General features: G+C 47.9%; 19 protein-coding genes. 11 read left to right on the top strand and 8 right to left on the bottom strand.

Features of this window, described 5'->3' with window-relative positions; genetic code table 11:
• Positions 1–191: 191 nt before the first annotated feature.
• Positions 192–623 (top strand): LytR/AlgR family response regulator transcription factor, encoded by a 432-nt coding sequence (locus tag B5M13_RS24350; RefSeq protein ID WP_080058144.1) that lies wholly within the window; start codon positions 192–194, stop codon positions 621–623.
• A gap of 252 nt (positions 624–875) precedes the next feature.
• The gene (locus B5M13_RS24345) at positions 876–1295 is read left to right on the top strand and encodes a LytR/AlgR family response regulator transcription factor (RefSeq protein ID WP_080058143.1); all 420 of its coding nucleotides are present in this window, start codon (positions 876–878) and stop codon (positions 1293–1295) included.
• Positions 1296–1474: 179 nt separating this feature from the next.
• On the opposite strand, the gene B5M13_RS24340 is transcribed toward B5M13_RS24345, so the two are convergent.
• Positions 1475–2146 carry an outer membrane beta-barrel protein gene (locus B5M13_RS24340; RefSeq protein WP_080058142.1) on the bottom strand — a complete coding sequence of 224 codons (672 nt, stop codon included), beginning with the start codon at positions 2144–2146 and terminating at the stop codon, positions 1475–1477.
• 215 nt (positions 2147–2361) lie between these two features.
• Between B5M13_RS24340 and radA the strand changes: the two genes are divergently transcribed.
• Both radA and B5M13_RS24330 read left to right on the top strand, forming a co-directional pair.
• Positions 2362–3747, top strand: a complete 1386-nt coding sequence (radA, locus tag B5M13_RS24335) for a DNA repair protein RadA (RefSeq protein ID WP_080058141.1) — start codon at positions 2362–2364, stop codon at positions 3745–3747.
• 153 nt (positions 3748–3900) lie between these two features.
• On the top strand, positions 3901–4779 hold the full coding sequence (locus tag B5M13_RS24330) for an alpha/beta fold hydrolase (protein ID WP_080058140.1): 879 nt from the start codon (positions 3901–3903) through the stop codon (positions 4777–4779).
• Positions 4780–4818: 39 nt separating this feature from the next.
• Here B5M13_RS24330 and B5M13_RS24325 read toward each other — a convergent pair whose 3' ends face one another.
• Positions 4819–5739 (bottom strand): RpnC/YadD family protein, encoded by a 921-nt coding sequence (locus B5M13_RS24325; protein ID WP_080058139.1) that lies wholly within the window; start codon positions 5737–5739, stop codon positions 4819–4821.
• Positions 5740–5779: 40 nt separating this feature from the next.
• Entirely contained in the window at positions 5780–6652 is an 873-nt protein-coding gene (locus B5M13_RS24320) for an AraC family transcriptional regulator (RefSeq protein ID WP_080058138.1), read from the bottom strand.
• A 136-nt stretch (positions 6653–6788) separates the two neighbouring features.
• Between B5M13_RS24320 and B5M13_RS24315 the strand changes: the two genes are divergently transcribed.
• The 3 genes from B5M13_RS24315 to B5M13_RS24305 all read left to right on the top strand — a co-directional run bounded on the left by B5M13_RS24315 (position 6789) and on the right by B5M13_RS24305 (position 12705).
• Positions 6789–7655 carry a sugar phosphate isomerase/epimerase family protein gene (locus tag B5M13_RS24315; RefSeq protein WP_170061187.1) on the top strand — a complete coding sequence of 289 codons (867 nt, stop codon included), beginning with the start codon at positions 6789–6791 and terminating at the stop codon, positions 7653–7655.
• A gap of 63 nt (positions 7656–7718) precedes the next feature.
• A complete protein-coding gene (locus tag B5M13_RS24310; protein ID WP_080058137.1) occupies positions 7719–8828 on the top strand; it encodes a Gfo/Idh/MocA family protein in 1110 nt (369 codons plus the stop codon).
• Between the two features lie 106 nt (positions 8829–8934).
• On the top strand, positions 8935–12705 hold the full coding sequence (locus tag B5M13_RS24305) for a PVC-type heme-binding CxxCH protein (RefSeq protein ID WP_080058136.1): 3771 nt from the start codon (positions 8935–8937) through the stop codon (positions 12703–12705).
• A 79-nt stretch (positions 12706–12784) separates the two neighbouring features.
• Here the strand turns inward: B5M13_RS24305 and B5M13_RS24300 are convergent, their stop codons facing one another.
• The 3 genes from B5M13_RS24300 to B5M13_RS24290 all read right to left on the bottom strand — a co-directional run bounded on the left by B5M13_RS24300 (position 12785) and on the right by B5M13_RS24290 (position 14946).
• Positions 12785–13606: a sensor histidine kinase gene (locus B5M13_RS24300; protein ID WP_245859466.1), complete on the bottom strand. Its 822-nt coding sequence runs from the start codon at positions 13604–13606 to the stop codon at positions 12785–12787.
• Between the two features lie 283 nt (positions 13607–13889).
• Positions 13890–14339, bottom strand: coding sequence for a hypothetical protein (locus tag B5M13_RS24295; protein WP_080058134.1), 450 nt, complete (start codon positions 14337–14339; stop codon positions 13890–13892).
• A gap of 73 nt (positions 14340–14412) precedes the next feature.
• Entirely contained in the window at positions 14413–14946 is a 534-nt protein-coding gene (locus B5M13_RS24290; protein WP_080058133.1) for an RNA methyltransferase, read from the bottom strand.
• 126 nt (positions 14947–15072) lie between these two features.
• Between B5M13_RS24290 and mutS the strand changes: the two genes are divergently transcribed.
• From mutS to B5M13_RS24270, 4 genes are all read left to right on the top strand, one after another.
• A complete protein-coding gene (gene mutS / locus B5M13_RS24285; RefSeq protein ID WP_080058132.1) occupies positions 15073–17733 on the top strand; it encodes a DNA mismatch repair protein MutS in 2661 nt (886 codons plus the stop codon).
• The gene (locus tag B5M13_RS24280; protein WP_080058131.1) at positions 17730–18203 is read left to right on the top strand and encodes a DUF6932 family protein; all 474 of its coding nucleotides are present in this window, start codon (positions 17730–17732) and stop codon (positions 18201–18203) included. Before mutS ends, B5M13_RS24280 begins: the two co-directional genes overlap by 4 nt.
• Positions 18190–18399, top strand: coding sequence for a hypothetical protein (locus tag B5M13_RS24275; RefSeq protein ID WP_080058130.1), 210 nt, complete (start codon positions 18190–18192; stop codon positions 18397–18399). The genes B5M13_RS24280 and B5M13_RS24275 overlap by 14 nt, the downstream gene beginning before the upstream one ends.
• Positions 18400–18472: 73 nt before the next feature.
• Entirely contained in the window at positions 18473–18976 is a 504-nt protein-coding gene (locus B5M13_RS24270) for a Rad52/Rad22 family DNA repair protein (protein WP_080058129.1), read from the top strand.
• An 80-nt stretch (positions 18977–19056) separates the two neighbouring features.
• Here the strand turns inward: B5M13_RS24270 and B5M13_RS24265 are convergent, their stop codons facing one another.
• On the bottom strand, positions 19057–21249 hold the full coding sequence (locus tag B5M13_RS24265; RefSeq protein ID WP_080058128.1) for a M28 family peptidase: 2193 nt from the start codon (positions 21247–21249) through the stop codon (positions 19057–19059).
• 135 nt (positions 21250–21384) lie between these two features.
• The gene (locus tag B5M13_RS24260; RefSeq protein ID WP_080058127.1) at positions 21385–22104 is read right to left on the bottom strand and encodes a LolA-like protein; all 720 of its coding nucleotides are present in this window, start codon (positions 22102–22104) and stop codon (positions 21385–21387) included.
• Positions 22105–22195 lie beyond the last annotated feature (91 nt).

The following is a 22195-nucleotide window of genomic DNA, read 5'->3' as shown; positions in this document are numbered from 1 at the left end:
ATTATTGATTGACAGCTAGTTACAGGATTATTTTATGAATATACGTTTATTTTAGTAAGTAGGACTGATTCTTGTAGACTGATTCGACAGAGAAGGCAGGTTACCCAGTGGCGCCGATATGGACATAAAATTGGTAAGTTTCTGAATGTCAGCCTCTATATAACCATTATTAAACACCCGATCAAACAGCTATGAATGCATTCGCGAATGATTCTCTTTTCGACACAGTGTCCAGAGGTTTCCACAATAGTGTGGAAAAAATTGCCGATTCAAATTGTCTGCAGAAATTACTCATTCCATTTTATGATCGGAAACGTACGGTCTCTACTGACGAAATAGTTAGACTCGAAGGGTGTGGAAACTATACCAAGTTCTTCCTGAAAGATGGTACTAAAATGCTGGTATCGCGTACATTAAAGGAATACGAAATTATGCTCGAAGGCCAGTCCTTTGTCCGGGTGCACAAATCCTGCATTGTCAACCTCGGTTTTGTTCGTAAGTTCTTTGTTAAAAAAGAAGGGGAGCTGGAACTGACAGACGGACAGCAGGTAAAAATCTCTCGTCGGCGGGCACAAATGTTTATGGATCGGATTCGGGATTTTCAGCCTGTTGCCTTGGTTTAAGCAGGTAAGTATGGGATTTCCCGATCAATTATAGGGCTATATACATAGTGCCCAAGTGCGTAGTTTTACGCAATGCTCTGAGTACATTCACTTGAATAAAATACGAGATTGACTCGTAATAGCCTGATCTACAACTGGTTGACTCTTTGTGAGGCCCTTGTAGATCAGGCTATTTCTTTCCCGGATAGTAGCCATCAGGTAGTTTTGCTTCGTCAGTAATCACTTAGAACACGAACCAAAACACTCTCTATCATGGAAGCTAACGTATTCTCGTCCGTCCAACCGATCCCCGTTGTCCCCCATTTTCCGGCTTCATATCAGCGTAGCACACAACGTATCGCGTTGCCATATCTGAATCGTACCATTTTTATTTCGGTCGATGATATTCTGTGCCTCCAGGGAGAAGGTAACTATACGTTTCTCCACACGCGTGATCGGAAGCGGTTTTTAGTGTCAAAAACACTCAAAGAGTTCGAGAAAACCTTAGACGCTTCCATGTTTCTTCGTATTCATAAATCATATATCGTTAATCTCGCTTATGTGCAACGGAACATCTTCAACCGGGATCGGCAGGTTCGTCTGGCCGACGGGCGCGAAGTAGCCATTTCACGTCGGCGCATGAAAGACATTTCGCAGCAACTGGCCCAGTACTGGCACCGGCTGTATAATTAAAAAGTCGAACACCATTGATAGATAGCCGTTCATGATGCGCTCCATCAAACGGACAATATCAATGAGGGTGTTCGACTAAAGACTGTACGTATTTAGTGGGTTAATTGAAAAAACAACCGTTGCTGCAAACCCAATCGGGCGGACAGCAACGGTTTGTTTTTATGTACTCTATTAATCTTTTAGATTATTTTGAATGCTAGGGTGATTTGCCAGGTTTTCATGCCCTGACTGAACTGAGATGAATTGTCTTTGATTTGGGCTATGTCGGTGATATTGCCCTGGTAGCGAACATCAAGCCCGAAGGAACCAATATCGAGGCCACCACCCACCTGATAGCCATAATACGCCTGCGACCAGGCATCATTCAGGGTTCCGTTGGTATATTGCTTTACTGCCTGGCCTAATGACTGGTTGTCATTTACGCGGAACGAAGCCACGGGGCCGGCTACCACCCGGATAGGGCCGCCTTTAATACCTAATAGAACAGGCACATCGAATGTGGTTGTTTTCACGGTAACGGTTTCCGTCTGGCCATTCCGAATTACGTCGAACGAACCAGCCCGGGTTGAATACAAAAGTTCGGGCTGGATAAAGAGATTATTACCGATGCGGGCATACACGCCGAAAGATGTGCCGGTTCGACTGTCCAGACTCGCATTTAGATTGTTGCGGAAGGTTTGGCCATCCACACTTACGCTGGGCGATCCATTCGAGTTGGTTCCGGTCGATACAAAGTTACCAAAGCTAAGTTTGGACAGGTTTACCCCCCCCTTAATACCAAATTGAAAGCCCTGAGCAAACACACATGCGGGCAGTAGAGTCAGTGAAACGAAAAGCAGGATTTTGTTCATAGCTGGTTGTAAAATGATTGTACTGTCTGATTAACGGAAATCGGTTTATTCCGGTACAAAAGCCAACTAATTTTGAGTGAATGGCGTTGATATTAGTAAGCAGTTATCCCTAAAATTTCCCGGTGCAGGTTGGATAACTTGTTGCCGAAAAGGTTTAATCAGTTTCCGTTACCCAACCGCTGATTAGGTCATATTGTTTACTGTTTCCCCAAAAGATGGCCAAGTTAAAAACTACCTATTTCTGTCAGAGTTGTGGCCTTCAGTCAGCCAAGTGGCTTGGACGCTGCCCGTCCTGTGGCGAATGGAATACCTTTGTTGAAGAACTCGTACAGAAAGACGAACCTGAGAAAGGCAATTGGCGGAGCCCATCATCGGGGCCGGGCAATATAAAAGTGGCTGCTAAGCCCAAAGCGATTCACGCCATTAACTACGAAGAGCAACCGCGTGTTCGTACAACCGATGACGAACTAAATCGGGTATTGGGCGGTGGCATCGTACCGGGTTCGCTGGTACTGATCGGCGGTGAGCCAGGTATTGGCAAATCGACACTCCTATTGCAAATCGCCCTGAGTCTGACGGGAATGCGCGTGTTGTATGTATCCGGCGAAGAAAGTGAACAGCAGATAAAAATGCGGGCAGAGCGCCTGGACGCTCCCACCAGCGACTGCCATGTCATGTCGGAAACGTCTACTCAGAACATCTTTCGGGTGGTGGAACATTTTGAGCCGGATGTCCTGATTATCGATTCCATTCAGACGATGCAGTCGTCGTTGGTTGAGTCGGGGGCAGGTAGTGTTTCGCAGGTGCGCGAATGCACGGCCGAATTAATGAAGTACGCCAAAGAAAGTGCTGTGCCGGTGTTTATGATTGGCCACATTACTAAGGAAGGTTCGCTGGCTGGACCAAAAGTACTGGAGCACATGGTCGATACAGTACTGACGTTTGAAGGGGACCGCCATACAACGTATCGAATTTTGCGAACTACTAAAAACCGATTTGGCAGCACCGATGAACTGGGTATTTACGAAATGCTCGGTACGGGACTTCGGCAGGTAACTAACCCCTCCGAAATTCTGATTTCACAACGTGATGAAGCCCTGAGTGGTGTGACCATCGGCTCCATGCTGGAGGGAAACCGGCCACTAATGATTGAAACCCAGGCATTGGTGAGTGTAGCAACCTATGGTACTCCGCAACGGAGTAGTACAGGCTTCGATGCCAAACGACTGAATATGCTCCTGGCCGTTCTGGAAAAGCGCGGAGGTTTCCGGCTGGGCCAGCAGGATGTATTTTTGAATATTGCGGGTGGATTGCGCGTCGAAGATCCAGCCATTGATTTAGCAGTTTGCGCAGCGGTTGTGTCAAGCTACGAAGATATTGCTATCTCCCCATCGATTGCGTTTGCGGCTGAAGTCGGCCTGGGTGGCGAAGTCCGGGCGGTCAGCCGGATTGAATCGCGCATTGCCGAAGCCGAGAAGCTGGGTTTCAAGAAAATATTCATTTCCAAATACAACATGAAAGGGCTCGATACAAAAGACTATAAAATCAACGTGAAGTCTGTTTCACGGCTCGATGAGGTTTTTCAGAGCGTACTGTTGTAAGTCTGTTCGCGTACCTGTAGGGATAGGTTCATAGCCACTGGATAAGGTGTTGCTGAAAATCGATTGAACAAAAATCCAGGACAAACTATTCTTCGTAGCTGTAGTTAGTTCTCTAGTTAATTAATCGATAAACTCAACAAATTCGATCACGTTATGAGCTACATCAAAGCAGGTACGGATTCATCCGGCAATGACGTAAAACTTTTCTATCAGGATTTAGGGGCTGGAACTCCAGTTGTCTTGATCCACGGCTGGCCATTAGGCCACGAAATGTGGGATTATCAGTTGGCCGAGCTGCCTGCTCATGGCATACGGGTGGTAACTTACGACCGTCGTGGCTTTGGTAAATCGTCGCAACCCTGGGATGGCTATGATTATGATACGATGGCCGACGATCTGAAGGCGGTTCTCGATGAATTAGATCTGAAAAATGTGACCCTCGTCGGCTTTTCGATGGGTGGGGGAGAAGTGGCTCGCTATATGAGTCGGCATGGTGGAGCACGCGTGGCAAAAGTTGCTTTTGTAAGTGCCGTAACACCTTATCTGCTGAAAACAGATGACAATCCGGATGGAGTAGATCAGAGTGTATTTGACGAAATTCTGGATGGCCTTCAGAAAGACCGGGCCGATTTCCTGCAAACCTTTGGCAAACAGTTTTACGGGGTCAACCTGATCAGTAAACCCGTTAGTCAGGCTCATCTGGATGGCGATTTTGCCAGAGCCTATGTTGCCTCACATCGGGCTACGGTCGAATGCGCAAAGGCGTTTGCCATGACTGATTTCCGGGATGATCTGGCTCAGATTCAAGTACCGGCTCTGGTTATTCATGGCGATTCGGATAAGACGGTGCCCATTGAAGCCTCGGGCGAGCGAACAGCGAATGCACTGCCTACGGCTCAGTATATTGTCTATGACGGCGCCCCACACGGCTTATTCATGACGGAAAAAGATCGGTTGAATGAAGATTTGATTTCCTTTATTCTGGAAGGCGTCAATGTAAGGCAATCAGTTGGTGCTTCGACTGCCTATTAAGCTTTATAAATCATATATCAAATGGGTGCATCCTACAGGTTATGCACCCATTTCTTTTTTTATCTTTTCTACGAAGGAGCTGGAAGTATCGGTCAACTGGGCGATTTCAGCTACCGAGAATTGGGTTTGAGCGAGCAGATTTAAAATAATTAGCCGCTTTCCCTGCTTTTTACCTTCTTCTAACCCTGCTTTTTTACCTTCTTCCAGCCCTGCTTTTTTACCTTCCTCCAACCCTGCCTTTTTGCCACTTTCAAGACCGAGTGTAAAGCCCAGTCGCTGGCCTTTCTGGAAAAATGGATCCTCTTGTTCTTTAAAATACTGTGTTAACTTTTCCATGACTAGCTCTAAATTGGGTTGTAATTTACGAAGTTGCACTAAAACCCGCAATTGACTTATGTATCGCTCAAATGCAAGCGATCCAGTTGTCGTTTCGTAAATTCGATTGACCATCTGTTCCAGAATAACCTGAGGTGATTGCGCATCGAAATCGGCTAATAATGCAAATAGAATCTCTTCTGGTTTATCAGAATTCAGAAACAGTTTATACGAATACTGCTGGAACGAGAGTAAATGATACCGAAAAACTGAGTCTCCGGTGTTTAGTTCTGAGGCCATTTTAGGTAGCTTATTGCCCATATATAGTACATACTGTCGAATGGGAAGCCGATAAGCACGCGCCAGCATAACACAATAGTCGCCCATGCGGTAGATCATATCCGGGTCATCCGCTACCTGAAACTCCAGGTGAAGTACGAATGTGTTTCCAGTATGGTCGCGAATGCGCTTGAGCGCATCAGGCTTACGTTCTTTGGTATGTTGTAGATCGTCAGGTAATTCGACGGATTCAATGGGGTGAATATCTAATAGCCTTTCAATCAGCGCTGGGATCGCTGCTTCTAAATTTTCCTTCACAATTTTGTCGTATTGACTGATGGAAGGCGATTTGTAGCGAGACTTCATAGTCTCGCAAAGTAGCAAAAAAAGATATAATGGCTACTAATTATAGATCCCGGTATGTCTTCACATACGACGAAGGGGTTTGACCAGTAATAAATTTGAATTGTCGGTTGAAATTAGAGAGGGTTCTAAATCCACTCTCGAAGCTTATTTGCGTAATATTTAGCTTCCCTGCCATAAGCAATTTACAGGCATGACCAATCCGAACCTCGGAGACGAATTCTGAAAAGGTTTTGTTGGCACGGGCTTTAAAATAACGACAGAACGCTGGAGGGGTCATACCAGCCAGATCGGATACGGTATCCAGACTGATTTCGTCGGGGAAATGGTCCAGAACATAGTCGTGTACTAGCTGCATTCGGTCGGTTTCGGATGGCTTTACGGTATTGGTATAGCCTGAGCTTGTCAGAAATCGGTGGTCAGTAGCCTGCGACAATCGATTGAGCAACGTCAACAGACTTAATATACGCTCAAAGCCTACAGCCTGTGTTGCCAGATTACGAAGTGCCTTTTCGGCATATGAGCGGGTTGGGCCTGTCCACTCAAGACCCTGCCGGGCATTGTTGAGTAACTGACGAAGCAGATTCATCTCCTGCTTTTTTAAAAAATCACTTCCGAGGAAATCATCGGCAAAATAGACAACAATTCCTTTTGTGATCAGGTCCGATTGTTTGCTGAAATAAACCTGATCGCTGCGCCAGAGGTGCGGTAAATTAGGCCCCAGGAAAACCAGATCGCCAGGGCCAAATGGTTTAATCGAATCGCCTATAAATCGGGTGCCTGTGCCCTCCTCGACCAGAAATAACTGATAATGTGGATGAAAATGCCAGTTCGGGTCGAAATGAGCTTCGACCAGTTCTTTGACGATGAATGAAGCCGCAACGGGTTCCAGGTCTTTGCGTAGGGGCTGTTTCATGGCATTGTTCCTTTTTTAACACAAATGTTGCCTATTTTTTCTGATTTATGTAAAAATAAAGTCATAATTGGCTAATAAAAGCGGAGATAAACGGTCCAGTACTAAATAGATTTGTGTAAATTTTTACAGACCAAATATGAATAAGCTAGGAATGAACTTGTTTGTCTGGACAATGACCATGGACGAAGATTTGTCCGATACGCTGTCATTCCTGAAAACGAGTGGGTTTGATTTTGTCGAGATTCCGATCAATGATGTCAACCTGGAAAAGTGGCAGCGTTTAGGGAAGCAACTAACCGAGTTGGGCCTAGGGGTGCAGGCTTGCACACTTTGTAGTTCAGAATTTAGCCTCATCAGCCCTAATGATGCTGTACGGCAGGCTGGGGTTGCATACTTAAAGCAAATTGTTGATTGTGCAGCCGCTGCAGGAGCTACCATTTTGATGGGGCCATTTTATGCTGGCTTTAAAACATTTACGGGTAAGCCCGCGACCCAGCAAGAATGGAACTGGTCGGTAGAAGGTATGCGTGAGGTGGCCAAGTATGCGCAAACCAAAAGGGTAATGCTGGCAATGGAATACCTCAATCGCTTTGAAACCTACCTACTTACCTGTGCCGACGAACTTGTTCGTTACGTTGAAGATGTCAATCATCCGAATTGTAAGGCGGCTTTCGATACATTCCATGCCAACATGGAGGAGAAAAACATTGCCGATGCCTTACGTAAATGCGCTCCTTATCTGGTGCATATCCAGATTTCGGAAAACGACCGCTCTACACCGGGGCGGGGCCATATTAATTTCGCTGACGTATTTAATGTGCTTGACGAAGTGGGGTACGAAGGGCCAATTGCCATCGAAGCCTTCGGTCCGAACCCGCCCGAACTCGCAGCCGCCACGCATATTTTCCGGCCCATGTTCGATTCACCTGAGCAATTGGCCGTTGATGGACTAAAATTTTTAAAGAGCGAAAGAATGAAAGAGCAAAAGAGCGTTCCTGTCTGAACGGCCTTTTACTCCGAATTCTTTACTTCGCTCTTTCACTCTTTCATTCTTTCGCTCTTTAAAATGATTAATATCGCCATTGTAGGCCTTGGATTTGGGGCCGAGTTTATTCCAATCTATCAGCGGCATCCGAACGCCAACATGTACGCTATCTGCCAACGTAACGTCGACAACCTGAACAAGATTGGCGACGCGTATGGCATCGAGAAACGTTATAGCAGTTACGATGAGCTACTGGCCGATCCGACTGTCGATGCTGTACACATCAACTCACCCATTCCAAATCATGCCGAACAAAGTCTGAAAGCCTTACGCGCGGGTAAGCACGTTGCCTGTACCGTGCCAATGGCGACGAGCGTAGAGGACTGTATGGAGATCGTGAAGGCTACCAAAGAGTCGGGCAAGAAATACATGATGATGGAGACCGTTGTGTATAGTCGCGAGTTTCTGTTTGTCAGGGAGTTGTATGAAAAAGGCGAGCTGGGTAAAGTGCAGTTTTTGAAAGCTAGTCACCAGCAGGACATGGACGGTTGGCCGGATTACTGGCCTGGTTTGCCGCCGATGCACTATGCTACGCACTGTGTAGGGCCTGTGGCTGGTTTGCTTAAGCTGGAGGCTGAATATGTTTCCTGTTTTGGATCGGGCACGATTCGGGAAGAGCTGGCCAAAATTCATAACTCGCCCTTTGCGGTTGAATCGGCACATATTAAGTTTAAAGACAGCGACTTATCAGCTTATGTCTATCGATCGTTATTTGATGTAGCACGGCAATACCGGGAGAGCTTTGAAGTGTACGGGGATAAAAAGTCGTTTGAATGGCAGTTGATCGAGGAAGAGCTTCCCGTAATTCATACCGCTAAAAAACCGGAGCCGGAGATTCCCGAGAAAGTAACGGTGCCCGATTATGCACATTATTTGCCCGAACCCATCCAGCGATTTACGACCAAAGGCGTTTATGATGCCGATGAGCAGCAACACCTGTCGTTTACGCAGGGGGGCGGTCATGGCGGGTCGCACCCGCATATGGTGCATGAGTTTATATCGGCCATTATTGAAGACCGCGATCCATTCCCCAACGCGGCTCAGTCGGCTAACTGGACCAGCGTGGGAATTTTGGCGCATGAGTCGGCGCTACAGGGTGGTAAGCTCATTCAATTGCCTGATTTCAACTAAATGAATAATGGATAATGGACAATGGATAATGAACAATGTGTAAAGTAGCACCTTCCATTATCCATTTTGCATTATCCATTGTCCATTACCTTTTCCTTTGGTTAACATGAAAAAACTACTCATCGCTGTTGGGGTCGTAGTCGCACTTGCCCAGTGTGCTCGCCAATCGTCCTCACAAACTTCTGTTCGACAGACCGGCGGAGCATCGGGTAACGACCGTCCGCGTCGGACCGAAATTCTATTTCTGGGTGATAATGGCCACCACCGACCGAGCGAGCGCGTGCCGCAACTGATGGCGGCTCTCGGCGACAAGGGTATCAACATTACCTATACCGATAAACTCGAAGACCTCAATACCGAGAATCTGAACAAGTACGACGGCCTGTTGATTTTTGCCAATTGGGATAGTATTCCCAAACCCCAGGAGCAGGCATTATTATCGTATGTATCGTCGGGGCACGGACTGATTCCGGTGCACTGTGCATCCTATTGTTTTCGAAATTCGCCCGAGTACGTCGATAAGGTAGTCGGAGGTCAGTTCTGGCGGCATCGGATGGATACTATTCAGACGCGTTTTACGCAGCCAAACAATCCGATTGTAGCGGGCCTATCGTCGTTCAAAGCCTATGACGAAACTTATCTGCATAGTCATTTGCAGCCCGATAATAATGTGCTGGCCGTACGGGATATTAAAGCCGATCAGGCTAAGGATAAGCCAGGCCAAACCGAAGAGCCCTACACATGGACGCGGCAGTACGGTAAGGGCCGGGTATTTTACACCGCCTATGGACATGACGAACGTACCTGGAGCCAACCCGGTTTTCAGCAGTTATTGGAACGGGGGATTCTCTGGGCTGTAGGCGATAAGGTAAAGAAACTGCACGATGACCTGAAACCGCAGCCGTTTGCCTATCACGAAGCGAACCTGCCGAACTACGAAAAACGGCCAGGTACCCAGTTGGAACAGGAACCCCTCTCGCCCGAAGAGTCGATGAAGCATATTCAGGTGCCGGTCGACTTTACGCTCGAACTGTTTGCCCATGAGCCTAACGTAATGCATCCGATTGCCATGAGTTGGGACGAACGCGGTCGATTGTTCGTACTGATTACCAAAGATTATCCGAACGAGCGCAAGCCCGAAGGCGGTTCGGATTATATCGTCATCTGCGAGGATACCGATAAAGATGGTAAGGCCGATAAGTTCACCAATTTTGCTGAAGGACTCAGTATCCCGACCGGAATGGTATTTGCCAACGGTGGTCTGTACGTGTCGCAGGCGCCACACATGCTGTTTTTGCAGGATACCAACGGCGACGATAAAGCCGATGTGAAGAAAATTCTTTTTACGGGCTTCGGTACGTTCGATACACACGCTGGTCCTAGCAACCTGCATTATGGTTTTGATAACTGGATTTGGGGAAGTGTTGGGTATTCGGGCTTTAAAGGCAAGTTCGGGGCCGACAGTGTCAAGTTTAGCCAAGGTTTCTTCCGGTTTAAACCCGATGGATCGAAACTCGAATATGTGACGGCTACCTCCAACAATACCTGGGGATTAGGCTTTACCGAAACCGGCGATATTTTCGGATCGACAGCCAATAACTCGCACGGTTGGTATATGGCCATTCCGAATCAGTATTTTCATGGAGCACCGCATCTGCGCGAAAATGGAAGCCGCAGTACCGATACCCATAAAGACATGAAACCCATTACCCCAAAGGTAAGACAGGTGGACGTATTCGGTGGGTTTACGGCGGCTGCGGGTCATAATTTCTATACGGCCCGTGCGTTCCCACAGCAGTATTGGAATAAGGTTGCATTTGTATCGGAGCCAACGGGGCATATTCTGCACCAGAATGTGATGAAAAAGTCGGGCACCGACTACGAAGATGTTGACGGATTTAACCTCATGGCAGGTGCCGATGAGTGGTTTGCACCGGTTTTTGCCGAAGTAGGGCCTGATGGAGCCGTTTGGGTAGTTGATTGGTATAGCTTCATTATTCAGCATAACCCGACGCCTAAAGGAGCTGCCAACGGTTCTGGCAATGCCTACGAAACGCCACTACGTGATTTTACGCATGGTCGGATTTACCGGGTTGCCTACAAAAATGCACCCGCCTATATACCAATGGCGTTGAGCAAAGATCGGCCCGACGAGCTGATGGCTGCGCTGAAAAACACCAATATGTTCTGGCGGATGACGGCTCAGCGGTTGCTGATTGAGCGGGCAAACAAAGATGTTGTCCCGAAGCTCATTGCGTTGGTAAACGATCAGTCGCTGGACGAAATTGGCAATAATCCCGCAGCGATTCATGCCCTGTGGACATTGCAGGGGCTTGGTGCGGCCACTCAACCCGATGTGATGCAGGCCATAACCGGAGCCCTGAAGCATCCTGCTTCGGCTGTGCGTAAAGCCGCCATTCAGGTGATGCCTGCTTCTGAGGCAGCTCAGGCCATTTTGCGAAATAACCTTCTGCAGGATAAAGAGCCACTGGTAGTACTAAATTCCTTGTTAGCGTTGTCGAAGGCACCGTCTTCCTCCGAAGTAGATAATGCTATTCTGACCCGTCTAGCGAAAGCTACCGAAACGAATGATCGCTGGTTACCCGATGCGTTTGCCTGTGCGTTGACAGCGAATGATGGCCGATTGCTGAAAACATACCTGGCTCAATTAGCCACTTCTGAGGCCGGACATAGCCAGCAGGCACATGATATGAGCCAGCATGACCACACAGCGGCAACCGCTCCGAAGCAATCGGTTCCGATTACAGCCTCGGCCAGTGATAAACCCGATCTGGTGGTTAAGGCCATTCGTACCACGCCCGAATCGCCTTCGGTTCGGGAACGGGCCTTAGTGTTTGTCGATGTGATGAATGCGGGAGGAGTAGCCGTTCCAGAGGGAACCCCAATTCCTTTGTCGGTTCGGATTGAAGGACCCAAAGGGGCGTTGGATGGACCAAAAATTGATTTTGTCAGCGTGACGCACAACACGGGTATCAAGCCCGGTGAAACTGTCACCATCAGCAAATCGAACAATGGACCCTGGGTGGGCGACATGGGCGTTCAATTCGAGCGGGCGGGGCAGTATGCGATCACCGCCATGCTTGATCGGGAGAATGTTATTCCTGAAAGCAATGAGCAGAACAATAATGCTACGGTTACCCTGACCTATCGTGCTCCCCAGAGTCTGAGTGCCTATGCGCTTGAACGGGCCATCCGTAGCTATGCATCCGTTGCGCCTATCGACGAAGTAGTTGCTTTGCTGAAGCAGACGCAAAAGCTGGATGTTACCCAAAAAGAGGCCATTGTGAAAGGCGTTGCCGAAGGCTGGAATCCCCGCCAGAAAGCCACAGTTCAGGAAGCCGATAAGTCGTTCCTGGCCAGTCTAAACAATTCGGTATCTGCCGATAATAGCAGTCGCTTGAATCGCCTGTACGAATTGTGGGGAATTACCAAAGCTGAACCTGTTGATCCGAATATAGAGATCGTACGACTCAAAACGGTGCGCGAGGAGATGCGGTATGATAAGAAGGAGTTTACGGTTACGGCGGGTAAACAGGTCGAAATCGTTCTGGAAAATCCCGATGCCATGCAGCATAACCTGGTGATTGGTAGGCCTAAAAGTATGGAGGTTATTGGGGCTGCTGCCGACAAGCTTATTACGGCAAAAGATGGGGCTGAAAAGAATTACGTGCCCTCAATTCCGCAGGTCATTGTGGCTACCCCGCTGGTGAATCCAGACCAAACATACCGTCTGAAATTCACCGCTCCGGCTGTTCCCGGCGATTATCCGTTTGTGTGCACATTCCCCGGACATTGGCGTATTATGAACGGTGTAATGAAAGTAACGAAGGCTGCCCAGGCTGTAAACGCCAAATAGCTTTTTTAGATGTCAGGTGGGCTGATGCCTATTGCTTTTGCATTGGCCCGCCTGACAAAGTAATCCTGAACCTGTACGATTAACTTGCCTTTCTGGAACCCATTATCTGCCCTTGCTCTGTCGTGGGCAGAATTGATTTTGGGGGTACCTGAATCATAAATTCGCTTCCCTGGCCAACGGCACTTTTTACCCAGATGCTCCAGTTGTGGGCCTGTACAATTCGCTGTACATAGCTCAAGCCCAGGCCAAACCCTTTTACACTAGGTTGATTACGATCATGAACCCGAAAAAAAGGCTGGAAGATCTGGGCCACCAACTTGGGAGGAATCCCTACCCCCTTATCTCTGACTGTAATCGTGAGTCCATCCGTATCAACTTTAGTGAGCAAGGTAATAGCTGGGTCGTCAGCACTGTACTTGATCGCGTTATCTAGCAGATTGTAAAGTACATTGGTCAAATGGAGCCGATCCGCTAAAATGTACGTGTCTTTAGGGGCCAATTGTAGTGTTAAATAGTCGCCATGTCGCTCGGCGACCGACTGAAGGAGGTGCTGTATATGAACGGGTTCAGGATTTAGCACCAATGTATTTCGGTCTGCCCGTGCCAGCGTCAGCATGGTTTCGACCTGGTGTTGCAGTCGCTCTGTTTCTTCCCGTATTATTCGTACGTATTTTTCTGTCCGTTCAGGATGATTTCGGGCAATGGGCGAATCCAGAATATCGACCGCCATGCGAATCGCCGAAATAGGCGTTTGAAACTCATGGACAATCGAATGTAAAACCTCGGTCTGAGCTGGGGGCTGTTGCCGCTGTCGTAAAAACCACCAGATTGTAAAGCCAATGAGTCCCTGCAATGCCAGAAACAGGGTAACAAGAGTCACTCCCTCTAAAACTGAGTTCATAGTTTGCGGGTTTTCATAGGCTACTGACCAACTACCACATATCAGGCCCACTACAATAAGTAACAGCAGAATGACTAGCGCGATCACCAGATAAGAAGTTGAACGTGGTGGCATACTGCTGCATTCCTTTCATGAATTAATAAAAGGTGAAGCCCACTAGTGGTACATGGACGACGCAGTTCTGTAAATGTCACAATAAAATACCCTAAAAAGCAATAATTTTTAACATAAAAAGCCCACATTAGATGGGCTTTTAAGAAACAGTATAAAATAGCGAAATTAATTAGGCATTGTCAGCGACTGGTTCGGCTGGTGCTGGTGTGCTGGTAGTGGCCGGTTTTGCTTGGGTAGTTCGTGGACTACGGGCAGGAGTAGTTTTGGCCGTAGCTGGCTTTGGAGTAGGTTTCGTTGCTTTTGCCGCTGCGGTCGTAGCTGTTTTGGCTACGGTTTCAACGGCTTTCGCTGCGGTTTGTTCAACTTTTTGTTCTGCTTTTACAAGTTTCTTTTTCGCCTTTGTTGCCGTCTTCTTCGCTTTTTTGGTTGGCTTAGCCGCTTTCTTTTCCGCTTTATGCATCAATTTGGCGAGCTTCTTAGCCAGTTTGTCCGCCGATTTCTCGATGGACTTCTTCATCTTCTTGGTGGCTTCGCCAGCTTCACTCAGTTTGGTTTCAATCGTACTAACGATCTCGGAAGCCAGCGACTTCTGTTTGGTTTTTAGGGTTTTGTTTGCCATATGACCTGGTAGAGTAAAAATGTACAAATAAATACGGAATTCTCGGGACAGTCAAAAAACCTATATTAAGTTTTTACCGACTTTTTTGCAGGAAATCCCAGCAGATAATTCCTGTGGTCACGGCAATATTGAGCGAGTGTTTCGTACCAAATTGTGGAATCTCCAATACGATATCGGCCAGTTGCACCACGTCGTCCCGAACGCCCGTAACCTCATTACCCAACACAAAAGCGTATGGTTTGTTTTTACTTGGGGAAAAATTGGTCAATAATACACTTTCTTCGGCTTGTTCGACAGCAACAATCAGCCAGCCATCTGTTCGTAATTGCCTGATTAGGCTAACGATATCGGCTGTATAATGCCAGTCTACCGATTCCGTAGCCCCCAAAGCGGTTTTGGTTATGTCACGGTGGGGAGGGCGCCCCGTTATGCCACATAGATAGAGTTTTTCGGCTCGAAAAGCATCGGCCGTTCTAAAAACCGAGCCTACATTGTTGAGGCTGCGTATATCATCCAGAATGAGGCAATACGGAAACTTTTCGGCTTGTTTAAAATCATCGACCGACAGGCGGTTCAATTCATCGAGCGAGAGTTTACGAGGGGGCATAAAGCGTCTTTAAAATAAATGTTAAACCGCAAAATTAAGCCCTTAGTAAGCATTTGTTTGCCTGTTAAGTAGTATAAATGTCACCAGATTTTTGTAGATTTGTTTAGTACAATCCAACAGAGATCAGTGAAAACCGCTAGTGCTGCAAAGCCACAAACGAAGAAGAACGAAACCCCTCTTAACCGCCAATACAATCAGATTAAAGCCAAATATCCCGGTGCATTATTACTCTTTCGGGTCGGTGATTTCTATGAGACCTTCGGCGAAGATGCAGTAAAAACCAGTAAGATTCTGGGTATTACGCTCACTAAACGTAACAATGGTGGTTCCAACGAAGAACTGGCGGGCTTCCCTCATCATTCGCTGGATACTCACTTGCCTAAGCTGGTTCGGGCGGGCGAACGTGTGGCAATCTGCGACCAATTGGAAGATCCTGCGCTCGCTAAAGGGATTGTACGGCGCGGGGTTACGGAACTGGTGACTCCTGGCGTTTCCTTCAACGATAATGTGCTCGATACCCGGCGCAATAACTACCTCGCTGCTGTTCATTTTGGGAAGGGCGGGGCGGGCCATACAGACGATCAGTTTGGGGTGTCATTTCTGGATATTTCGACGGGGGAGTTTCTGGCTTCGCAGGGTAATGCGGCTTATGTCGATAAATTACTTCAAAGTTTCAATCCGTCGGAAGTACTGTACTGCAAGCGTAATCGGCAGGAGTTCGGTGCATTATTTGGCGATAAGTTTCACACCTTTACCCTCGAAGACTGGGCTTTCACCTATGATTTTGGTTACAATTTCCTAAAACAGCATTTTCAGACTACCTCGCTGAAGGGTTTTGGCATTGAAGGGTTGCCCGACGGGATTATAGCGGCCGGGGTGATTCTCCACTACCTGAACGAAACGGAGCACAAAGACCTTCAGCATATTACTCGCGTAACCCGGCTCGAAGAAGACCGCTATGTCTGGCTTGACCGATTCACCATTCGCAACCTTGAACTGACAGCAGCGCAACAGGAAGGGGGCGTTCCGCTTATCCAGATTCTCGATCAGACCGTAACCCCAATGGGGGCTCGTTTGCTGCGTAAGTGGCTAAGCTTACCCCTAAAAGAAAAAGCGTTGATTGACGAGCGGCTCAGTATGGTTGAACTGCTGGTGAATGAACTCGATCTGACCGATACACTGGTGAACCATTTGCGGCAGATTGGCGATCTGGAGCGGTTGGTCTCGAAAGTGGCCGTTCGACGGATCAACCCAAGAGAGCTATTGCAACTGAAACGGTCGCTGCAACACGTTTTGCCGATCAAAGAATTGCTGATTACTGCCTTAAGTCAGACGGAGTCACCTTCGTTGAAAAAATACGCGGATCAACTCAATCCCGTAGCGTTTCTGCTTGACCGGATTGAGGCCGAACTGCGTGAAGATCCACCAACGCTTTCGAACCAGGGAGGCATGATTAAACCTGGTATAAACCCTGAGCTGGACGAGTTAACTGCGATAGCCTATTCGGGGAAGGATTACCTGTTGCAACTTCAGGAACGTGAGGTAGAGCGAACAGGTATAAGTTCGCTCAAGGTCGCCTACAACAAAGTATTTGGCTATTACCTCGAAGTAACCCATGCCCACAAGAACCGGGTGCCCGATGATTGGATTCGGAAACAGACACTGGTAAATGCCGAACGATACATCACCCCCGAACTAAAGGAATACGAAGACAAAATCCTGAATGCCGAGGAGCAGATTTTTCAGATCGAAGCCCGGATGTTCAACGAAATGGTCATGGCGGCTGGCGAGTATGTGGGGGCCATTCAGCAAAACGCCCGCGTACTGTCGGTGCTGGATGTACTGTCGTCGTTTGCCCGGATTGCAGTGAAAAATAAATACGTTCGTCCGCAGATCAACGAAAGTAAGGTGTTGAACATCAGAGATGGTCGACACCCAGTTGTGGAGCAGCAATTACCTCCCGGCGAACCGTACATTCCGAATGATATTTATCTGGATGATGAAACCCAGCAAATCATCATCATCACAGGGCCGAATATGGCTGGTAAATCAGCGTTGCTGCGGCAAACAGCCCTGATTGTGCTAATGGCGCAGTCAGGAAGTTTTGTGCCAGCGTCCTTGGCCGAGATAGGAATCATCGACAAGATTTTTACGCGGGTAGGCGCCAGTGATAACCTGTCGAGGGGCGAAAGCACGTTCATGGTCGAGATGACCGAAACGGCTAGTATTTTGAACAACCTGAGCGAACGGAGTCTAGTGCTAATGGATGAGATTGGGCGTGGTACGAGCACCTACGATGGCGTATCGATAGCCTGGGCCATCACCGAATATCTGCATAACAAAACCGATTGCCGACCCAAGACCCTATTCGCCACACACTATCACGAGCTGAATGATCTGGCTACGGATAACCACCGGATCAAAAACTATAACGTGGCGGTGAAGGAGATGGGGAACAAGGTTATTTTTCTGCGTAAACTGAAAGAGGGCGGATCGGAGCACAGTTTCGGGATTCATGTAGCACAGATGGCCGGTATGCCCGCACAGGTAGTTAGTCGGGCCAATGAGATTTTGAAGCAACTGGAATCCTCGCATGGGCGCGAAACGAACCGTGAGAAAATTCGGGAAGCCGTACCCCAGGAACGCGAACTGGCCTTGCGGATCATCGAATCGGGCGATCCGAGGTCAGAAGCTATTAAAGAAAAACTTCGGGCGATCGACGTTAACCGACTTACGCCTATCGAAGCGCTATTAAAGCTTAACGAATTGCTGAAGTTGGTGGAATGATGGAAGAGGAGTTATTGAAATTTGATCGAAATGGCTATCTACAACCTTATGATGTTGTTTCGGTGAGTTGGCTAATGTTTGCACAAACGTTTGGGCAAGGTGTTCACCGAGGTCAATTATTGACTGACTACGAACTTTTTCTGAGTACGTTACGCAATGTTTTACAAGTTAATCATCGGCAATGGGTTGATGGTAGTTTTATTAGTGAACAAGAGCAGCCAGGCGATATCGATGTAATTATTTTTGTGCCTTATACTGAGTTTGGTGGGGTCTTAGATCGACTAAAGCGGCTAAAAGAAGAATGGATAGGTAGGATAGATTGTTATTTTGTAGAAGCATTTCCGGCTGACCACAAGAAGTATGAAATTAGTCGGGCAGATGAGTTAGATTGGTATCACTTTCTGCGGACTGATCGAAAAAAACGGCCCAAGGGAATTATAGAATTGCAATTTGACTATGGAGATCAATGATGAATTGGAAATACAGTTGTTTCATACGCTTGAGCAGATAAAGCGTATGAATGAGGCTATTCGTAGGCACCAGAGAGTCGAAGATGGCAATCCCTTTATGATCGAACAGTTTCAGGAGGTTAGGCAACGACTTCATGCGGACTTGCAGGATTTACTATCGCAAGTGACGGAAGTCCGTTGGCAGTTAGCGGCTTAAATTGCTCTGCCTCTATTAAAGCTTAACGAGTTGCTGAAGTTGGTGGAGTAAGTGAAAAGTAAACAACAATCAAATGGATTTAAGCGTATTAAATGCCCCACTGACGGTGCAGGAAATTGAATGGCGTGTGCAGAGCCAGACGAAAGACGGTCAGAAAATCGTTGTCGTGCCATATATTACCAACCGTTGTGTCATGCAGCGGTTCGACGAGCAATTTGGCTGGGCGGGTTGGCAGAACGAAATCAAGGAAATCGACGGTGGTTTCCTGTGTACTATCACGGTTGTTTTGCCCGGCGGTGAAATCGTCCGAAAAACTGACGGAGCTAGCCGCACAGTAGTTGAACCTGTTAAAGGAGGTATCAGCGATGCTATGAAACGCTGCGCTGTTCAGTTCGGACTAGGCCGATCACTGTATGATTTTCCAAAGGTACTTATTCAAACGACCGACAAGTACATTCCTGAGTGGGCAGGGCCTTTACTGGATAAAATGGTCGATAAGATAAACTCGGGTGGCACAGTGCGCGATGTGGTAGTACTGAAGCCTGAGCATGCTAAACCGGCAGTTAAACCGGTTTAAAGAGCCTTCCGTGCCAGTCAATCATGTTAAATGAACTTCCCGAAAAGTCTGACCTTTCGGGAAGTTGGTTAATTCAAGTATCATTCCTTGCCACTGCCGATGCTAGCGGGAGCGCCCATCCCTTGTGAAAGCACTAACAGTTTATCGCTTAGCGTTTGAATCGCTTTTTTATAGCGAGTTTCCAGATCGGGTAAATTAGCTGTAGACTTCAACGACGCTTCATACAGCAGCCCTGGCAACATCCAAGAAGCATAACCACTATAGGGATCGGAAGAAGCATACAACGACCGATACCAGCCACCAAATGCGTTACCTTTTGGATCGATAAACGACCGTTCCAGCATACGTAACTCTTTGTTTAGCTCTATTAGCTTATCAGTCCGCCCTGATTTTAGGTAGGTTTGCCGAGCTATTTCGCAGGCGTCTGCATTCTTTTTCAGCTCAGCAACGGCATTCAGTAAAGGGGCGATTGAATACGTTGGCGCATAGGCTTGAATAGCTTTTTCAGCCGCTTTTAAATGGACTTCCAGATCAGCCGGATACCGGGCCAGATCGTAGGGGACCAGGTCGGCATTGGCAAGGCGAAGGGTCATGGTGCCAACAACCTGCTCCATCATCGGCCCCATTTTGTAGGTCGGATCGGCAAATTTGTCGTAGAAATACAGATCGTCGTATTGAGAGTGATAAAGTGTTGGACCTTCTGTACCGGCGCTGAGTGCCGGAATGCCAATATGCATATAGGGCGCAATATGATCGGAGCCGCCACCCAGATTACCAATCGTTGGCTCACCTGCCAGCGTAGCCGGTGCCGAAGAGCCTGTAACACGTGTTGGATTGCCAGCCGCTGTATGGCTTAGCCAGTGCTGATAAACGGTTTTGTTCGAATCGGGGTATTGTACCGATTGAGTAGCTTCAATAATCAGTTTCTTCATGGAGGGCGACGCACTGGCCCCAAATCGGCGACCCGAAACAGCCGCGTCGTAGTTCATGTAGGCAACGGCTTTCTGGGTCAGCTCATCTCGAAACTGCTCGCTCCATTCGGCAGACCCAATTACGCCCGGTTCTTCGGCATCCCAATGACAGACCTTGATTGTTCGTCGTGGACGTTGCCCGGCCTTTGCCAGCTTTCCCAGGGATTCAGTCATGCTGAGCAGCATAGCTGTGCCCGAATTGGGGTCTGTGGCCCCATACGACCAGGCGTCATAATGGCAACCGGCAATAATCCATTCGTCGGGGAATTCGGCTCCGGTCAATGTACCAACGACTTGATAAATTCGCTGGATAGTTTTTTCCTGTTTGACCATCAATCGGACTTTCAGACTATTGCCCCCTTCGAGCCGATAGGTGTAGGGGAGGCCGCCCTGCCAACCTGCCGGAACAGGCTGCGTTCCTGTCATTCGTTTCAGAATTTCAGTGGCCGAGCCATAGGGCAGGGGCGTAACGGGGATTTTGTGGAAAGCAACGTCTTTCTGGTCGAGCCGTTTGGGGGTGTTTTTAGCATCCATCGGCAGGGATGGTTCACCAGGGGTTAGCGGATCGCCTGTGTAGGGGGTAGTCAATAATGAGCCCCGCTGAATCACGCTTTCGCTGTAATAAGGGCCTTCGGGAAAGGTCAGCCCACGCATATAGCCTGAGTCGGCGGGGTCGGTGAAAATGATAACGCCAACGGCCCCGGCAGCCTGCGCCCATTGGGCCTTATACCCCCTAAAATTTCCACCATAACGAGCCAGTACGATTTTACCAGCCACCGAAATGCCCATTGCTTTCAGTTGCTCAAAATCTTCCTTCCGGCCGTAATTGGCATACACAATTTCGGCAGTCACATCGCCTGAGCCCGACCAGGCATTGTAACCGGGCGTCAGACGCGGGTCGGTACTGTATTTATCTTCTTTGAACAGGTATTCCCGGATGTTCAATGGTTGCCGAATCGGTTCTACCAGTTCAACGGCTATTTCTCCGGGGCCTTTGGGTAATAGTACATCGTGGGGGTAAATATCAACCTGCCAGCCTGCTTTGCGCATGGTTTCGGCAATGTAATCGCGTACCTGCTCGTTCTCCTTCGTGCCCGTGATGTGCGGAACGCTGCTTAGTTTTTCAAGATGGGCTTTAAAAGCTGCCGACGATTGTTTGGTCTTAAAGTCTGATTCGAGCTTGATTTGAGTTGCCTGTCGGGTAGGAGTAAAACCCGAAAGAGTCTGGGCTAGTACAGTTGTACCGCTGATTAGTAATGCAAAAGCTCGACCAGTTATAGTAAATAATGTTGTTTGTTTCATGAGAATCAGGTTGATGATTCTCAAATATCGACATTAACTATGGTAAAGAAGAATAATTGCCGATGAATATTTGGCTAAATAAAAAGGAGACGCATTGGGTACGTCTCCTTTTTGTCGGCTATAACCGGGCTTGCTTTACTTAGGCATAGCAAAGATCGTTGGATCGATGGTTGGATTGAAAGCAATATTGGATACCGTTATCGTGATCGGTCCAGGGGCTCCTGGGGTTTCCATATCGATGGTGGTTGGAATGGTAAGCCCCTCGATTGTTTTGTACCCGCCGTATTTAAGTTTTATATCACCCGACTGACCTTGTACATTGACGGTGGCTTTCATGCCGGTAATTTGGTAGTTCGATGCATCGACGTAGTAATTGGCAACACCTTCAGGCCGAGTTACTTTCAGATTATATACATCCTTGTCGCCCTGCTTTTCCTTGCCGACAAATTCAACCGGGTATTTTTGTGTTTTAGCCGTCAATAGGTCAGCACCCATCACATTGGTATTTCCTTTCTGCATTTTTACCTGATCGTCGGGAAGCGCCGTTGGGGTTGTGCCCCCCTGCATAGGGTTAATAGTCCAGCCTTTATCGCCATCGACAACGGTGGTAATTTGCTGACCCATCACTGAAATGTCCTGCCGCATTGACTTGCCCACCACAATGGAGGCTTTACCCGACAGGTCCATACCCATGATGCTCATGCTTTGATCGTATTGCAGCGTCTTGACGGCAGCTACTTTGTCGGCTCCGCCTAAAGCCGCAATGTTTTTATCGATAACTTCATCGGCTGTCTGGGCGAAAGTTAAGGCCGGAAATGCCACCAGGGCAATAAGGGTTTTCAGTTGTGTTTTCATGTACTAGTTTAGTCAGGAATTACGCCAAAGATAGACCTCTGGTGCAGAAAGTATGTACGAGTTTCGTTATAACGAAAGAGAAACGGATACA

This window comes from Spirosoma aerolatum (assembly GCF_002056795.1).
Lineage (GTDB): Bacteria > Bacteroidota > Bacteroidia > Cytophagales > Spirosomataceae > Spirosoma > Spirosoma aerolatum.
Note: the sequence above shows the minus strand (reverse complement) of the source record. Positions and strands in the feature narration are given on the sequence as shown.

Bases quoted from the DNA above. Each gene is read 5' to 3' on its own strand.
- B5M13_RS24350 (WP_080058144.1), top strand. From the start codon at position 192: ATGAATGCATTCGCGAATGATTCTCTTTTCGACACAGTGTCCAGAGGT.
- B5M13_RS24345 (WP_080058143.1), top strand. From the start codon at position 876: ATGGAAGCTAACGTATTCTCGTCCGTCCAACCGATCCCCGTTGTCCCC.
- B5M13_RS24340 (WP_080058142.1), bottom strand. From the start codon at position 2,146: ATGAACAAAATCCTGCTTTTCGTTTCACTGACTCTACTGCCCGCATGT.
- radA (WP_080058141.1), top strand. From the start codon at position 2,362: ATGGCCAAGTTAAAAACTACCTATTTCTGTCAGAGTTGTGGCCTTCAG.
- B5M13_RS24330 (WP_080058140.1), top strand. From the start codon at position 3,901: ATGAGCTACATCAAAGCAGGTACGGATTCATCCGGCAATGACGTAAAA.
- B5M13_RS24325 (WP_080058139.1), bottom strand. From the start codon at position 5,739: ATGAAGTCTCGCTACAAATCGCCTTCCATCAGTCAATACGACAAAATT.
- B5M13_RS24320 (WP_080058138.1), bottom strand. From the start codon at position 6,652: ATGAAACAGCCCCTACGCAAAGACCTGGAACCCGTTGCGGCTTCATTC.
- B5M13_RS24315 (WP_170061187.1), top strand. From the start codon at position 6,789: ATGAATAAGCTAGGAATGAACTTGTTTGTCTGGACAATGACCATGGAC.
- B5M13_RS24310 (WP_080058137.1), top strand. From the start codon at position 7,719: ATGATTAATATCGCCATTGTAGGCCTTGGATTTGGGGCCGAGTTTATT.
- B5M13_RS24305 (WP_080058136.1), top strand. From the start codon at position 8,935: ATGAAAAAACTACTCATCGCTGTTGGGGTCGTAGTCGCACTTGCCCAG.
- B5M13_RS24300 (WP_245859466.1), bottom strand. From the start codon at position 13,606: ATGAACTCAGTTTTAGAGGGAGTGACTCTTGTTACCCTGTTTCTGGCA.
- B5M13_RS24295 (WP_080058134.1), bottom strand. From the start codon at position 14,339: ATGGCAAACAAAACCCTAAAAACCAAACAGAAGTCGCTGGCTTCCGAG.
- B5M13_RS24290 (WP_080058133.1), bottom strand. From the start codon at position 14,946: ATGCCCCCTCGTAAACTCTCGCTCGATGAATTGAACCGCCTGTCGGTC.
- B5M13_RS24280 (WP_080058131.1), top strand. From the start codon at position 17,730: ATGATGGAAGAGGAGTTATTGAAATTTGATCGAAATGGCTATCTACAA.
- B5M13_RS24275 (WP_080058130.1), top strand. From the start codon at position 18,190: ATGGAGATCAATGATGAATTGGAAATACAGTTGTTTCATACGCTTGAG.
- B5M13_RS24270 (WP_080058129.1), top strand. From the start codon at position 18,473: ATGGATTTAAGCGTATTAAATGCCCCACTGACGGTGCAGGAAATTGAA.
- B5M13_RS24265 (WP_080058128.1), bottom strand. From the start codon at position 21,249: ATGAAACAAACAACATTATTTACTATAACTGGTCGAGCTTTTGCATTA.
- B5M13_RS24260 (WP_080058127.1), bottom strand. From the start codon at position 22,104: ATGAAAACACAACTGAAAACCCTTATTGCCCTGGTGGCATTTCCGGCC.